Below are 14,001 nucleotides of genomic sequence, written 5' to 3' on the forward strand. Positions count from 1 at the left end.
CGGCCGGCATAGTTTCCCGCGGAGGCTCATCAACTTGATGTCCACAGGGCAATAATGTATCGAACCTCGCACACAGCCGGGCCTGGGCAGGACAAACGATCGGGACATATGCTGCCGACTAAAACGGGCTTCCTTGCAGATGCGTTCGCCGACATAGGCGCGGCGCTGACGAAACATCACCTCGCGACGACTTTCAGCTGGCAGGACGTGGCCCAGCGCTATCGCCGTTCGCGTGTCGGGGTGTTCTGGCTGACCATCAACATGGGCGTCCTGATCGGCGCGCTCGGGTTCCTCTTCGGCACGCTGTTCCGCACACCCCTGGAGGAGTTTCTCCCCTACATTTGCGTCAGCCTGATCTTCTGGGGATTCATCGCGACGTCGATCAACGAGGGGTGCATCGCCTTTGTCGGCGCCGAGGGCATCATCCTTCAGGTGCGCATGCCACTGTTCACGCATGTGTTGCGGACGCTCTACCGCAACGCAATCATCCTCGGCCACAACATCCTGATATACCCCCTCGTCCTGCTGGCCGTCGGGCGCTGGCCGACATGGCACGTCTTCCTGGCGCTGCCTGGCTTTGTCATTTTGTCGCTCAATCTGCTTTGGATCATGCTCATCCTGGCGGTGTTGTGCGCGCGCTACCGCGACATGACGCAGGTGATGCAGAACCTCCTGCAGGTCGTCATGTACCTGACCCCGGTGATGTGGATGCCGCAAACGCTTCCGGACGGCTTCTCGCAGCGGCTGGTGGAGCTTAATCCCTTCTACCATCTGATCAGCGTCGTGCGGGACCCGCTTCTGGGCGAATTGCCGTCCGCGATCAGCTGGATGGCGTGCGTCGTGTTCGCGGTCGTCGGCTGGATGGCCGCCCTCGCCCTGTTTGGCAGCTATCGTCATCGCATCCCCTATTGGCTCTGAACAACCGCTATGGCTTCCATCACATTGACCGGCGTCTCGGTCGAATTTCCGGTGTTCAACGCGGCAAGCCGCTCCCTCAAGAACAGGGTGCTCAGTGTCGCGACCGGCGGCGCGATCGACCGCCGTGGGGATGGCCATGTCATCGTGCGCGGCCTCGAGGATGTCAGTTTTTCCCTGCGGGAGGGCGACCGGATCGGCCTTGTCGGCCACAACGGCGCCGGCAAGACGACGCTGCTTCGCGTCCTGTCGGGCATCTACAAGCCAACGAGCGGATCCGCCTTGATCCAAGGCGAATGCGTGTCGCTCATCAATATCTCGCTGGGCATTGATCCGGAAGCAACGGGCCGCGAAAACATCAGGTTGCGCGCAGCGATGATGGGCATGCGTCCGGAAGAATTGCGGGAGCAGTATGACGAGATCGCCGAGTTCACCGGATTGGGCGACTTCCTCGACATGCCATTCCGGACCTATTCGTCCGGCATGCAGCTTCGCCTGGCATTCTCAACGTCCACCGCGATCCGGCCGGAGATACTCGTGATGGACGAATGGCTTTCGACCGGCGACGAGGATTTCAAGCACAAGGCCGACAAGCGGCTGCGCGAGATCGTCGACACGACCAAGATTCTCGTCCTTGCAAGCCACTCGCGCGAACTGCTGCAGAACAATTGCAACCGAATCCTGTGGATGGAACACGGCCGCGTGCTGATGGACGGCCCTGCCAATGAGGTGCTCCCGGCCTATTTTGGTTGAAGCCCATGGCGCGTGCGCTAGATGTGAGGTCTTGCATTTTTAGGCAATTCCGGACGGAAAACCGCTTCGCACTTTTCCCGGGATTACGCTAAGGCCAATCGACTTTCGGGACCCTAATCTTACGTCGATTGATTTCAGTATCAGATTTAGGGGGCGCACCCATGGACAGCAACGAGCACGGTTGGTGGCGCGGCAAGAAGGCGGCGCTGGTCGTTGCCCATCCGGGGCATGAGCTGCGGGTCCACCATTGGATGGAGACGGCCAAGCCCCTGGTCCTCGTGCTGACCGACGGCTCGGGCCATCTCGGTGTTGGCAGGCTCGACCGCACGGCCGAAGTCCTGGCCGGCGCCGGCGCGCGCCCGGCGGCGGCGTTCTTCGGCAAGATGGCGGACCGGGATCTCTACCGGGCTATCCTGGCCGGCGAAGCGGAGACATTCCAGCAGCTCGTTGACGAAATGATCACGGTTCTCGCCGGCGAAGCGATCGACTATGTCGCCGCCGACGCGGTCGAAGGGTTCAATCCGGGGCACGACGTCTGCCGGCTGCTCGTCAATGCGGCGCTGGCGAAATTGCGCGACCAAGACGGCCGTGAGCTGCCCAATCTCGAATTCCCGCTGGAGGCGGGCGCCCTCAGGCGCGAGACAACCTCGCGGGGCGGGATCGAGCTTCACCTCGACGCCGGGGCGTTCGATCGAAAGCTTGGGGCCATAGCCAATTATCCGGAATTGACCGAAGAGGCCGACCGCCTGCGCGCGGCGCACGGCCTTGCGAGCCTCGGCGTGGAGCGCCTCAGCCCGGTCGACTATCATCTGGACATTTCGGAATGCTCCGAGCAGCCGCCGGCCTATGAGCGTTGGGGCGAGCAGCGGGTCCAAAGCGGCTACTACAAGACAGTGCTGCGCTTCAAGGAGCACGTCGAGCCGCTGGCCAGGCAACTGGCGCCATGAATCCCGGGCGCGAGCGCCGGCAGAAAGTAAGCCAGCAGCTCATCCGCCAAGTTCGATCAGGCGCAGTCCCAGCCCAAGCCGTCGTTCATCGCTCGACAGGCCGAGTTGGCGTGGACTTGCCGGATTTTCGATCCGAAGGCCGATGGTTAGATGCCGGGCGAGCAAGGAACCGGGCGGCAGCGCCACCTTCCAGTCTTGCCGCGCCGCGAACAGCCGTCGTTCAATGGACGTTCCGTTGATGAAAAGCTCGGCGGCGACTTCCGAGCGGTGCGCATGAAGGAAAGGCTCCAGAACCAGCCTGAGCGAGGTTGGCGCAGGGCCGTAGGCTATCTCGAATTCGACCATCGCCAGTTCGCCGTCGGTCCACACGCCCCAGGATTCAACCGCGCCGAACCCCGTCAGGCGCACAAATTTTTCGGGCTCGTCCGCCAGCGCCAATGAAACCGGCTCGTTCGCCTTGACCGGTTCCAGCCCGGCCGGCAAGCGCGCCAGCCGCGTCAGAAGCTCCTCGCGCTCCGCCATCCACGGCCATGCCGGCCGCCCCGGCTTCGGCAGCCAGGTCTGCATATGACGCGCCAAAGAGAGGTTCGACGCGTAGCTGGCCGCAGGCGCGGCGCGATGTTGACCGATCGCCTCGCCATAGAGCGACAGGCAGGCGTCCAACCATTTTGACAGGCTTGCCTCCTGGCGCGTTCGCCTCGAGATTTCGGCTGCGTCGGCTGCATCGTAGCGATCGATCTCGGCCGCGATCGCCTTGGGCGAGAGGCGCTGCTGCAGCGCCCGCAGTCCGAAGTTGCGCCGCCGCCATGTATCCCAGTTCTCGGAGCGAGCCATTCCAGCGAGGCCGCGACCGTCGCAAACGATGACCGCGCGGCCGCAGGCCATGGCTTCGAGGGCGCTGAGCGCGGACGCGAAGGCGAGATCGTATTGCGGCAGCAGGGTTTCGGGCTCGTCGACGATGTTGCCTACGGCTTCTCCTATCACATCCAGCTCGATGCCCCGCTTCTCGCAGGCTGCCCGCACCGCGCTCAGATGCTGCGCGTTCTTGGCGAAAGCCAGGGCGCGGCGCGGACGTCCCGGCAGCGGCGGCCCAGGCGCGAAACGGTCAGTGTCGACGGCGTTGAGCAGCGTGACGATGCGGTCGGCCGGAATGCCCGCTTCGGACTGCAGCCGCTCGGCAACCGTATCGTCGACGGCGACATATTTGCGGACATTGGCGAGAAGCGGCGGCGCGCTGTGCCAGGCGACGAAATCGTGGGTGAAGTAAACGATGGGAGCATTCGGGAAGCGCGCCGCGGCGATTGCGGTGACCTGGGTGTGGTTGCCGTGGATGATGTCGACCTCCGCGGCGATGGTCGAGATGTCGTCAGTGACGGGAATGCCGCGCGCCCGGATCTCCTGGGCGATCGGTCCCAACTCGGGCGCATAGACGATCGGCCTGTGCCCTGCGCGCATGAGGGCGAATGCGAGCTCCCGGGTGACGATCTCGGTTCCCGAACGGCCCGTCAGATATATGTTGGCGATCAGGATCGACAGCGGGTGTCTGAGTATCATGGGTAGGCAGACTTCCTTACACGTTTGCGCGGCCTGTCCGGGGGTGCGCGGCGCCCCGCCCGGCTCTATAGCCCATCAATGCTTTTGGATCGCCGAATTCTTTGGCGAGGCCCTTGCACAGGTTGCGGCCCAATCCTCGGAATCCGCCATTGTCGTGGCGTGCACCGCATGCCATACCCCCCAGGGCGGCGGCAGGCGCTTGGCGGAGCTGACGCCAAGCAGCGGCGAGAGTGAGATGTTTGGTTCTGCAGCAGAAGTGCGAACCAAGGCGGCAGCTTTGGAATCCGTGACGTTTATAGATGGCGACAGTGCTCAAGGCTTTGTCGTCATCCCTCCGGACCGTCCCGTTACTGCCGGGACGGGCTGCGTAGAACACGCGCTCGAAATTGCCCGATGAAAAAGAATTTTGAGGAACTATACAAGGCTTTCGAGGATCGCTTTCGCGGTTCGAGGGAACTCGTCAAGGAACGGCTGAAGGTCTACCAACCCCTTTTGGCGCAAGTGCCGCGACAGGCGGAAGGGCCGTGCCTCGCGATCGATCTCGGCTGCGGGCGCGGCGAGTGGCTGGAGGTGCTTGGCGAGGCCGGGCTGGAAGCGGTTGGCGTGGATACGAACGCGCGCATGGCGCAGGAAGCCACCGACCGTGGCCACAAGATCGAACTGCAGGACGCGCTCGAATATCTCGGCGGCAGGCCGGATAGCAGCGTTGCGGTCGTTTCGGCATTCCACATGGTCGAGCATGTGCCGACCGACTATCTGATAGAGCTGCTGGATGAATGCCGCAGAGTGCTGATCGACGACGGCCTGCTGATCCTGGAAACGCCCAACCCGGAAAACATCTCGGTCGGCACGCATACTTTCCATCTCGACCCAACGCACAAAAGCCCGCTGCCACCGGCTCTGCTCGAATTCCTGGTGGGACAGGCCGGCTTCGCCGAAACAGCGATCCTCAGGCTGAACGGCGCGCCGATGATCGAGGCAGGGCCGATCGAGCGCAGCCTTCATCTCATGTTCGAGGTGGCGCGCGACTATGCCTGCCTGGCAAGAAAGCGTGCGGCGGAGGGATCCGAGGCCCTCGCGGCATTTGTAGGAACCGCAACGCAGCAGCCGCCCGCCGACATGGCACAGATCAAGCAGTGGCTCCGTTCGGCCGATGACGAGATCGTCAGCTTGTCGGACGGCTTCAAGGCGACGATGGCCTCGACTGCGCAGCAAATTCAGCAACTGACCGACAATCTCGCCGCCCAGTCGGAGATGATGCGTGCGGGAAATACGGCGCTCACGAACACGGTTGCCGCTCTCGGCAAGCAACTGAAGGACATCATCAAGGACAGGGCCGTGACCGCGCGCGACGCGGAGATCGAGCGTCTTCGCCAACAAATTGCCGAGCAGGAAATCGCGAGCAGGGAGCAGGTCGGCTCCAAGGAAGCCTCCATCCAGGAACGGGACGCCGAAATCGCCCGCTTGCGTGACAGGGAGACGGGGCTTGCCGAACAGGTCGAGCAACTGTCGAGCCTGACGGATGCCTTCAGGAATTCGACGTCGTGGAGACTTGCGGCTCCCTTGCGGGGGATGAAGCAGCTGTACCGTACAGTTCTCGGGCAGCCGAGGGACCATGCCTTTCCCGGCGCCCCCTTCGCCGACCCGCCAGGGCAAACGCCAGGCTCGTGATGCAACATGGCCTGCTGTGGTTGCGCCGAAGGCCGCGCGCCGCCGCGTTCGTGCAGCGCATGGTCAGAATTGCCCCGCCGCTCGAGCGCCGCCTGCTGACCTTCGCCCGCACCAATGGAGGCTTGGTGACCATAGACACAGGCTGGACGCTCGAACCCGATCCCGCTGTCCTGCAGGCCTGGAGCAAGCGTCTCAGCTCCGGAATGTCGACATGACCAGCGAGCCATTGAAGCTGTGGATCGACGGCCAGTGCCTGCAGACGCATAGCCGGATGCGCGGCATTGGACGCTACGTCCTGGATCTGCTGCGCAGTCTTTCCACCCATGAGAACGACATCGAACTGCAGGTCTCGCTCAATGCCGCGATGGCCGATAGCGCAATGGCCGCGCGGTCGCTGCTTGCGGACATCGTTCCGGCGGAGCGTATTCACGTCTGGCACGGGAAAGCCGAGGGGGGCGAAGCCGACTTCGGATTCACGCCATGGCGCAAGCGCAGCGAAATAGCCCTTGTCCACCACGTCAATCAACTCAATCCGGACGTCGCCCTCTCCGCCAGTCCTTTCGAGGGTGCCCTGGACCCCGCGGTTCCCTACCTCGGCGGCCCCCTGGCGACAGTCAGAACGGCGGCCATATTCTATGACGCGATCCCGTTCCGGTTTCCCGACAAATATATGCGGGACCCCCGCCGGCAGGAATATTTCAATCGCCGCCTCTCCAGCTACAGGGACTTCGATCTCGCTTTCACGATTTCCGATTTTTCTTCCGGCGAATTGCGTCATTTCGTCAATACGACAAACGACCTGTACATCGGGACCGGAATATCGAACAGGTTCGTCGAGCTGATCGACGACAGCACGGAGCGCAACGATATCGCGGGCGAATACCTCCTTTACGTGGGCGGATTCGACTGGCGCAAGAACATCGCCATCGTTCCGGCCGCCTTGTGCATGATCTCCAAACCGTTGCGGGAAAAGCTGAAGTTCGTCATCGCCGGCGACGTCGGGCCTGTCGAGGAAGGCGAGTTGCGCAACGTATGGGCATCCTGTGGTTTGCCGGCCGACGGGATCGTGTTTGCCGGCGCGGTCGATGACCGCACGCTGGTTGGCCTCTACAAGGAGGCTCTTGCCCTGGTGCAACCCTCCTTCATGGAGGGTTTCGGACTGACGGCGCTGGAAGCGATCGCCTGCGGAACACCCGCGATAGCGGCCAGGGCCGGCGCGCTTCCGGAAATCGTCGGGGATGACGCGCTGCTCTTCGATCCCGCATCGCCCTCGGACCTCGCCGAAAAGATCGAAGCCGTCGCTGTAGGCAAGCCCAACACGCGCAAACTGAAGGAGCTGGCGCGGGACAGGATAGACGCTTTCAGCTGGAGCCGGGTTTCGGAGCGTGTCGTTGAGGGTCTGCGAGGCCTGGAACGTCGACCGGCACCGCCGCCGCGGTTCGGATTGGTCGAGGCACTCGCGGTCAGGAAAGATGAAGAGCGGGACGTCGCGACCTTGATGGCGCTCGCCGAGCCCGAACTCATCAGGCCGAGGCTGCTGGTGGATGCGAGCTCGACACTGATCGACGACGGCAAGAGCGGCATTCAACGGGTCGTTCGGCGGATCTGCGAAAACATGTTTCCGCGCCGAGCGAAGAACGAGGGCAAGTACATCTCGTTCTGTGACGACGAATCCGGTTGGTATTTCGCCCGGGAGTGGACCGGACGGGCGCCGCCCAAGCAGCCGTCAACCAGACTCCTGCCCCAGGCCGGCGATACGATCCTGATGCTGGACAGTTCGTGGATCTACCACACGCTGCATCCGGCATTCCTTCGCCCGGCCCTGATCAAGGGCGGCGAAGTCATTTCCTGTCTTTATGACACGGTTCCCCTGCGCTCGGCCGCCTTTTGCCATGAGGGCATGCCGCCCGCCTTCAGCGCATGGTTTCAGACGGCGCTGGCCTATTCGACGGGCTTTGTCTGCATCTCGCGCGCGGTCGCCGACGAATTGCTGGATCTGCTCGCGGGCATCCGGTTCCCGCGCCCGATGAAAGTCGGCTACTGGCAGCTTGGCGCGGACTTCGCCAAGGGGCCGACCGCATCCAAGCCGGCGCGCGCGAGCACAGGCGCGATGCGCCCCCGTTTCCTGATGGTCGGAACGCTGGAGCCGCGCAAAGGCCATCGCGTTGCGCTGGATGCCTTCGAGGCGTTGTGGGCCGACGGTTTTGACATCGAACTGATCATCGTCGGGAAAACCGGGTGGGGAACGGCGTATCTCGACGACCGCATCAGGCGCCATGCGGAGTTCGGCAAGCGCCTGCATCTGCACTCACAGGTCGACGATGGCGACCTGGCCACGCTTTACACTGGTTGCGACGCGCTGATCGCGGCCTCCTTCGCCGAAGGTTTCGGCCTGCCCATCGTCGAGGCGGGCCATTTCGGCAAGCCGGTGATAGCCAGCGACATTCCGGTGTTCCGGGAGGTGGGCAAGGGCGCGGCCGCCGCGTCCTTCTTCGAAGCCGGCTCTGCCGCCGCACTTGGCGTGGCGGTCAAGGACTTCCTGAACAGCACAGCCACGGCCAAGACCGGCGATGCCTCGTGGCCAACCTGGTCCGAGAGCGCCACACAGCTCGAAGATGTGGTCGTCGGGCAGAAATGGTACAAGCTCTACGAGCCGAAGGATCCAAGACCCCTCGCCCTGCGGACCGATCTCGGCACCACGCGGGTTATGGCGCCCCTCGAGGAAGAACAGCGCGCTCACCGTCTGGAGTTCGTGGAGGGCCCCTGCGCGACCGATGACGGCGCCGCGTTGAAGATCGTCGTCAATGTGACCAACCTCTCCGACACGGTCTGGTCGAGTCTCTGCGCAGCCGACGGACAGCTAGGCGTCACGCTGAGCTACCACGCGCTCGACGCTGCCGGCCAGTCAATCCAGTACAACAACGCGCGCACCAATATCCCGTTCGTTCTGGTGCCGGGCGACACGATCTACCTGGCTGTGAATGTACCGATGTCGCTGAAAAACAGCGGCACCGAATTCGTCGAAATTGAACTCGTCCAGGAGGGAAACTGTTGGTTCGGCAACCCTCTTCGCGTGGCGTTGTAGTCGGCTCACAACCACCAACCTCGGTCAGCACGATCATTCTGCAGGTCACTTGTTTGTCGGCCCCAGCCAACGGCAGCCAACAGCGTCGAGACGGATAACTTTGCGGCCCCTGAGGGTTGGCTGGCGCCTGTCATTGTGTTGGCTGGTCGTTCATGCCATTCGAAAATGGTGACCCGGAAAGCGGAGTGGCTACAGAGCACATGTCGAACAGTCTGAAAACCCTGCTGGCGGGAGTTACCCTTTTTCCGCTGGTCCTTGTCGCCAATGGCGCAATTCCTGGCTACATGAGCCCGACTGCGGGACAGGCGTTCTGGCTTCTCGGGTTCTCGAAGTCGTTCGTAAATTTCGGATCTTTGCATGCTCACAATTTCGGGCTTCCGCAGCCGGCAGCGATATCCTTCGGGATGTCAGCCGCACTTCCTGCGGCAGTGTTGTTAAAAGCAGGCGCGTCGCCAGCCAACGCCTATGCGGCGGTGTTCGCCATGTGGCTTGCGATAGCCTTTGCGGGTGCATTCTGGTTCGCTAGGTACATCGAGGCGGGACGACCGGCCTCGCTGCTCAGTGCCTTGATATGGTGCACATTCCCAATCGTCTGGCAGCATAATGGCTACTCGGCGGTGGCGCTCGGAATTGCCTTGCTGCCCCTCTATTATCTTGCCGCGATAGCGGTTTTGATCGGTCGGCTCTCTGCTTGGTCGTGCCTGGCCTTTGTTGGTGCTGCTTTCGTGGCGGTGTTCATGGACGGCTATACGTTCATGATGTTCGCTTCTGGCACCGCTTTGATGCTTGGGTGCACACTTGCCAGCCGTCGTCACAATCTGAAGATGGACCTGCTGTACCGCGCCCTCATCATCGCGTTCGCGTTTGGAGCATCCTACGTGGCCTACTCCTTTTACGAGGGAACTCCGACATTCGCCACGGAACAGATTGATGGTTTTCGAGGATGGGGCGCGAACCTGGAATTCTTCTTTGTGCCGACATATGGCGTATTGGCGATCCCTGACGTGCTCGGTCTTAGCGCAGCGCGGGCGCAGGATAACTATTTCGGAGATGCATCGACGTTCGTTTCGACGTTCTGCGCTGGGATCATGATGGTAGCGCTCTACGGTGCGCTCACGCTCAAGGGGAGAAAACTCTTCCTGCTGGCCTTTGGGCTGATGGCCATAGCTGGGTTCTATATGGCGCTTGGCCCAACTGTTAAATTTTTGACTTATCGGCCTGCGGACGCCAGTCAACTGATGCCCGCTTTGTATGGTTGGTTTGAAACCGGAAATGCGTGGATTTCAGAATATCTACCCGGATTCAAGATCATGCGAGCCAGCTATCGCTGGACGGCTCTCGGAATGTTCGGGTGCTGGGCTATCTTTGTGCTGATGCTGGCAAGCGAGAAGTTGTCAATGAACGCTCGCGCCGCTCTGCTGCTGATTTTGCTGGTCTTCAACATCCCCAGCAATACGCAACTGGATGAATACAGGCACTTCCGAAACGTCGTCAACGACTTGACGGATGAAATCGCGTCATGGAAACCGCACTTTCACAAGGGCGAGAGGGTGGCGTTTCTGCCGTACGGCAATGACTTCCTAATCAACTACATCGCAAGCGAACTGGACATTCGAGCCTACAATGTGGGGGGAGATAAGAACCTTGCATACGCCATTGGCAACTGGCCTCGAGAGATGACCGACTTTGAGCAAGGCAAGGTAGCGCCTGAGTTCGCGATGAGAGTGAGGGCCTTTCTTGAGAGCGGCAAAGTCGATGCCGTCGTCCTCCCATACATCAATCTGCTTTGGGCGGCTCATGATTGGCCTGCACCTGATGAGCGAGAAAAGGAGCTTTCCCCCATCGCCATGGCACTAGACGCCGAGGACAGATACGATGTGGATTTAATGCCGCATTACGCTGTCGTCCGCCTTGCGCACGGACTCGACCCGGCTGGCACTTTGTCGGTGTGGAATGCGATGCCTCCAATCGATCTTGGCAAGCCGGCAAATTTCGTGAGTGGAGAGATTGGCGAAAGCTTTCTCGTCGGACGCGGTTGGTACCGGCCCGAACCTCTTGGGACCTGGTCTCGCGAGAAGCAGGCATCAATTTTGGTCGACGTGACAGACATTCCGGACGGTGGGAAATTGAGCGTTAGGTTTTCGGTCTTCGCGCCGGGAGATGCCTGCACAAAGGTGGAAATTCGCAGCGGGACGACTGTAATGTTGGATCACAAATATTGTGGTGTTTCCGGCATGATCTCCGTCGACCTTCCGGCAACTGGTTTCGCGAACAATGGTCAATTGGATTTCCTTGTTGACCAGTTGCGCTCACCTTCTGCATATGGGAGTGGCGATACTCGAACGCTCGGCGTTCTTCTTCAATCTTTGGCTGTGGTCAAGTAGGCATGTCTCTGCGATCGCAGTGGATATCTAAGAAGGTTGGATATTTCCGAGTCGCTTGCCCAGACTGTTGAACCTGTTGTCTGGCCGAATCTGTCGCACCTATGCGCGCATTTCGAATCGGGAAAGCGCGATCTAGCCTCTAGCAGGGCTTAGCCAGCCTTGTACGCCATCGACTGAAATCTGCGGGCACCCCTCGACCAGCCGAATAATTGCCGGGCGCTCCATCTCAAGTTTCCAACCATGGCTCAGGAGGATGCTCATGATCCGTCCCTCGATCTGGCGGGAATGTGTGCCGATGACGATGTAGCGGACAAATCTGTTGAGGTCGGCAATGGCGGCATCGATAAAGTCGGCTTCGCCGCCCTGGATATCGATGTGCAGGAGATCAACCGGCTCGTCGCTGACGATCTCGGCCAATGAGAAGGCGGAAAGTTGCTGATATTGCCCGGACGCTGAGGCCTCCTTGATCTGTGCTGCGGTCGCACTCAGGATCGGCTCCGAGCCCCAGGACGCCCCGGCATTTTCGACGACCGGAAAGAGTGCCACGCCCTTTTCAGGGGCTGCGACACCGTGGATGATACGGAACTCATTGCCGGAGAAGCCATTGGCCGCCATCGCTTCGTGGGCATAGGCGACGTGCTCGCTGTCGCCTTCGATGCCGATCAGTTCGACGGCGAGTGCCCTGTTGCGGGCTGCAACCCCGGTATTGTTCAGCCAACACCCCCAGCCACACCCCAACTCCACCACACGGAAGCGTCCTGAAGCCAAATCAACGGCCCTGAGCGCTGCCGCCCATTCCGCAATGTCGGCATGCCAATTGGCAGGGATCGGTATCGGCTCGATGGTGCCGGCTTTGCCATCGAGAATGCCAGGGAAAAACCTAGGGGCAACTCTGACGCCGAGAAAGTTCGTGACGTAAGACGGATCCGCGGTCAGAGCGTTCCGAGCGTGATTGTTGATAGTGCCGATGGCATCGAAGCTACAGTTGTAGTGAAAGAATACGCTACCTGGTCCCGGCTGCTCGGACGTTTGCAACCGCTCGTTTTCCCGGCGCAGGATGTCGCGCTCCGCCAAAAGATTGTCCCGATCCTGCCACAACCTCTTGATCTGCGGTATCTTGAGTGCCGCGGCTTTGAGCATGTCGTCTCCCCTATTCAGTTGCGCCTTCAGCGTTGGTCATCAGCTATCCGACAAAATCTGCCGGCGATCAGTCCGCCGGAAAAGAAGAGAAGATCGCCGAGGATGGTGACCACCCGCCCGATCACCACCGCTAGCAGGATGACCGCACCGGAACCGAAGCCTCCAAGCAAAAACAGCAGAACCGCTTCCCTGACGCCGATACCGGCCGGCGCGCCCGGCGTCACCATGCCCAACAGCCACGCCAGCACATAGGCGCCGGCAATCGCCGGATGCAACCCGAATTCGCCGGAGCCGCCAGCAAGATCAAAGACCAGGGCAAAAACCAAGCCCGAAAGCGCGAGAAAGGCGACATAGAAGATAGCCGCCATGCCAAAGTCCGGACCGGCAAAGGTGACCAGCCAAAGCGCGCTGGCCATCGCCACGATGAAAGAGGTCCAGCCGAGCCATGCCGGTGCGCTGGGTGCGATCAGCGGTAGCACAAGCGGAAAAAAGAGGGCTCCGCCGATAGTGAGAAAGGCCAGTTCGTAGACAGTTGATTTGGCGAGCGGACCGTTGCCGATACCGGCAGCCACACCGATAGCCTGCCGACCCGCAAATTGGAAAATGTTACCGGGAACATATTTAGCGAATTGCGAGATCGCGTAGGCGTGAATCGCCCAAGATCGCGAAACCGGTGTCTGGAGATGGTGCAACAGCTTCTGCCAGCCGAGAGCCAGCAACAGGTTCGACGCGCCATATAAACCAGCCAGGGCTGCAATTGCGAGATAGCCGCCGGCTCCCAGTCTTCGGAAATCGATCTCACCGGCGTAGCCTTGAAGCCTGATCCCGACGAAGAGGACACCGGCCAATCCCAAGAGAGCTCCCGTGCGATTGAGCCAGGTCTTGGCGCCCGGGCCGAGCGCCATCGTCAGCGCCTGTTCTTCGATTTGCAATGAAGCATGGTCCACGGCAGTGGCGACAGTGTCTCGGTGACATCGAAAAACTGCGACACCAGCGAGACGATGCCGCGCTGCGACCAGTGCTGTAGATGGCCGGGCGTGTTTCCCAAGGCCGAGACGTATTTGCCACGCGCGAGATTAAGCACGCGCCAAAGCGGCTCGCGGGGTACGCTGAGGATCAGGTCCGACCTGACGATACGCTGCAGCGCTAGCAACGCCTTCTGCGGCTCCTCGAGGTGCTCCATTACTTCGCAACAGACGATGAGATCGGCGCTGTCGTGTTCTGGGGTCACATCATAAATGCTGCGAACCGTGAAACGCCCATGGTCCATACCCTGTCCGCGCGCGTTTTCCTTTGCCATACCGATAACTTGGGCAGAGAAATCGGTGCCTCGCGCATCGATGCCCTGCCCGAGCCAACGCATGATCCAGTAGCCTTCTCCACATCCGACCTCGTGGATGGTGGCGGGCCTTACCTTGGCCACCAGGCCGGACAACGCCCCTTCGAAGCCTTGCACCATCCGGCGGGCGATCGGGTTGCGCGTGCCGTATTTGTCATAGGTGTTGCCTATGACAATGCCATCCTCCGCCTGCCCGCCAGCTACCTTCATCTG

Annotated in this window: 11 protein-coding genes; 7 read left to right on the plus strand and 4 right to left on the minus strand. The window is 61.2% G+C overall.

The window, feature by feature from the left end; translation table 11 throughout:
* Window positions 1-54: 54 nt before the first annotated feature.
* The 3 genes from EJ073_RS11595 to EJ073_RS11605 all read left to right on the plus strand — a co-directional run bounded on the left by EJ073_RS11595 (window position 55) and on the right by EJ073_RS11605 (window position 2,615).
* Complete coding sequence (locus EJ073_RS11595; RefSeq protein ID WP_245455544.1) at window positions 55-918, plus strand: ABC transporter permease; 864 nt, start codon at window positions 55-57, stop codon at window positions 916-918.
* 9 nt (window positions 919-927) lie between these two features.
* Window positions 928-1,668 carry an ABC transporter ATP-binding protein gene (locus EJ073_RS11600; protein WP_126055853.1) on the plus strand — a complete coding sequence of 247 codons (741 nt, stop codon included), beginning with the start codon at window positions 928-930 and terminating at the stop codon, window positions 1,666-1,668.
* Window positions 1,669-1,829: 161 nt separating this feature from the next.
* Complete coding sequence (locus tag EJ073_RS11605; RefSeq protein ID WP_126055854.1) at window positions 1,830-2,615, plus strand: hypothetical protein; 786 nt, start codon at window positions 1,830-1,832, stop codon at window positions 2,613-2,615.
* A gap of 39 nt (window positions 2,616-2,654) precedes the next feature.
* On the opposite strand, the gene EJ073_RS11610 is transcribed toward EJ073_RS11605, so the two are convergent.
* Entirely contained in the window at window positions 2,655-4,169 is a 1,515-nt protein-coding gene (locus EJ073_RS11610) for a glycosyltransferase (protein WP_126055855.1), read from the minus strand.
* Between the two features lie 393 nt (window positions 4,170-4,562).
* On the opposite strand from EJ073_RS11610, the gene EJ073_RS11615 reads away from it, so the two are divergent.
* From EJ073_RS11615 to EJ073_RS11630, 4 genes are all read left to right on the plus strand, one after another.
* Entirely contained in the window at window positions 4,563-5,840 is a 1,278-nt protein-coding gene (locus EJ073_RS11615) for a methyltransferase domain-containing protein (RefSeq protein WP_126055856.1), read from the plus strand.
* Entirely contained in the window at window positions 5,840-6,055 is a 216-nt protein-coding gene (locus EJ073_RS11620; protein WP_126055857.1) for a hypothetical protein, read from the plus strand. The genes EJ073_RS11615 and EJ073_RS11620 overlap by 1 nt, the downstream gene beginning before the upstream one ends.
* Window positions 6,052-8,925: a glycosyltransferase family 1 protein gene (locus EJ073_RS11625; RefSeq protein WP_126055858.1), complete on the plus strand. Its 2,874-nt coding sequence runs from the start codon at window positions 6,052-6,054 to the stop codon at window positions 8,923-8,925. Before EJ073_RS11620 ends, EJ073_RS11625 begins: the two co-directional genes overlap by 4 nt.
* 152 nt (window positions 8,926-9,077) lie before the next feature.
* Window positions 9,078-11,309: a hypothetical protein gene (locus EJ073_RS11630; protein WP_126055859.1), complete on the plus strand. Its 2,232-nt coding sequence runs from the start codon at window positions 9,078-9,080 to the stop codon at window positions 11,307-11,309.
* A 132-nt stretch (window positions 11,310-11,441) separates the two neighbouring features.
* Here the strand turns inward: EJ073_RS11630 and EJ073_RS11635 are convergent, their stop codons facing one another.
* From EJ073_RS11635 to EJ073_RS11645, 3 genes are read right to left on the minus strand one after another with little or no spacing between them, the layout of a single operon-like run.
* A complete protein-coding gene (locus tag EJ073_RS11635) occupies window positions 11,442-12,449 on the minus strand; it encodes an FkbM family methyltransferase (RefSeq protein WP_126055860.1) in 1,008 nt (335 codons plus the stop codon).
* Between the two features lie 26 nt (window positions 12,450-12,475).
* Complete coding sequence (locus tag EJ073_RS11640) at window positions 12,476-13,381, minus strand: hypothetical protein (protein ID WP_245455545.1); 906 nt, start codon at window positions 13,379-13,381, stop codon at window positions 12,476-12,478.
* A complete protein-coding gene (locus EJ073_RS11645; protein WP_126055861.1) occupies window positions 13,357-13,998 on the minus strand; it encodes a class I SAM-dependent methyltransferase in 642 nt (213 codons plus the stop codon). The genes EJ073_RS11640 and EJ073_RS11645 overlap by 25 nt, the downstream gene beginning before the upstream one ends.
* Window positions 13,999-14,001 lie beyond the last annotated feature (3 nt).

The organism is Mesorhizobium sp. M4B.F.Ca.ET.058.02.1.1, from assembly GCF_003952505.1.
Lineage (GTDB): Bacteria > Pseudomonadota > Alphaproteobacteria > Rhizobiales > Rhizobiaceae > Mesorhizobium.

Coding starts and splice junctions, on each gene's coding strand:
- EJ073_RS11595 (WP_245455544.1), top strand. CDS start 55: ATGTATCGAACCTCGCACACAGCCGGGCCTGGGCAGGACAAACGATCG.
- EJ073_RS11600 (WP_126055853.1), top strand. CDS start 928: ATGGCTTCCATCACATTGACCGGCGTCTCGGTCGAATTTCCGGTGTTC.
- EJ073_RS11605 (WP_126055854.1), top strand. CDS start 1,830: ATGGACAGCAACGAGCACGGTTGGTGGCGCGGCAAGAAGGCGGCGCTG.
- EJ073_RS11610 (WP_126055855.1), bottom strand. CDS start 4,169: ATGATACTCAGACACCCGCTGTCGATCCTGATCGCCAACATATATCTG.
- EJ073_RS11615 (WP_126055856.1), top strand. CDS start 4,563: ATGAAAAAGAATTTTGAGGAACTATACAAGGCTTTCGAGGATCGCTTT.
- EJ073_RS11620 (WP_126055857.1), top strand. CDS start 5,840: ATGCAACATGGCCTGCTGTGGTTGCGCCGAAGGCCGCGCGCCGCCGCG.
- EJ073_RS11625 (WP_126055858.1), top strand. CDS start 6,052: ATGACCAGCGAGCCATTGAAGCTGTGGATCGACGGCCAGTGCCTGCAG.
- EJ073_RS11630 (WP_126055859.1), top strand. CDS start 9,078: ATGCCATTCGAAAATGGTGACCCGGAAAGCGGAGTGGCTACAGAGCAC.
- EJ073_RS11635 (WP_126055860.1), bottom strand. CDS start 12,449: ATGCTCAAAGCCGCGGCACTCAAGATACCGCAGATCAAGAGGTTGTGG.
- EJ073_RS11645 (WP_126055861.1), bottom strand. CDS start 13,998: ATGAAGGTAGCTGGCGGGCAGGCGGAGGATGGCATTGTCATAGGCAAC.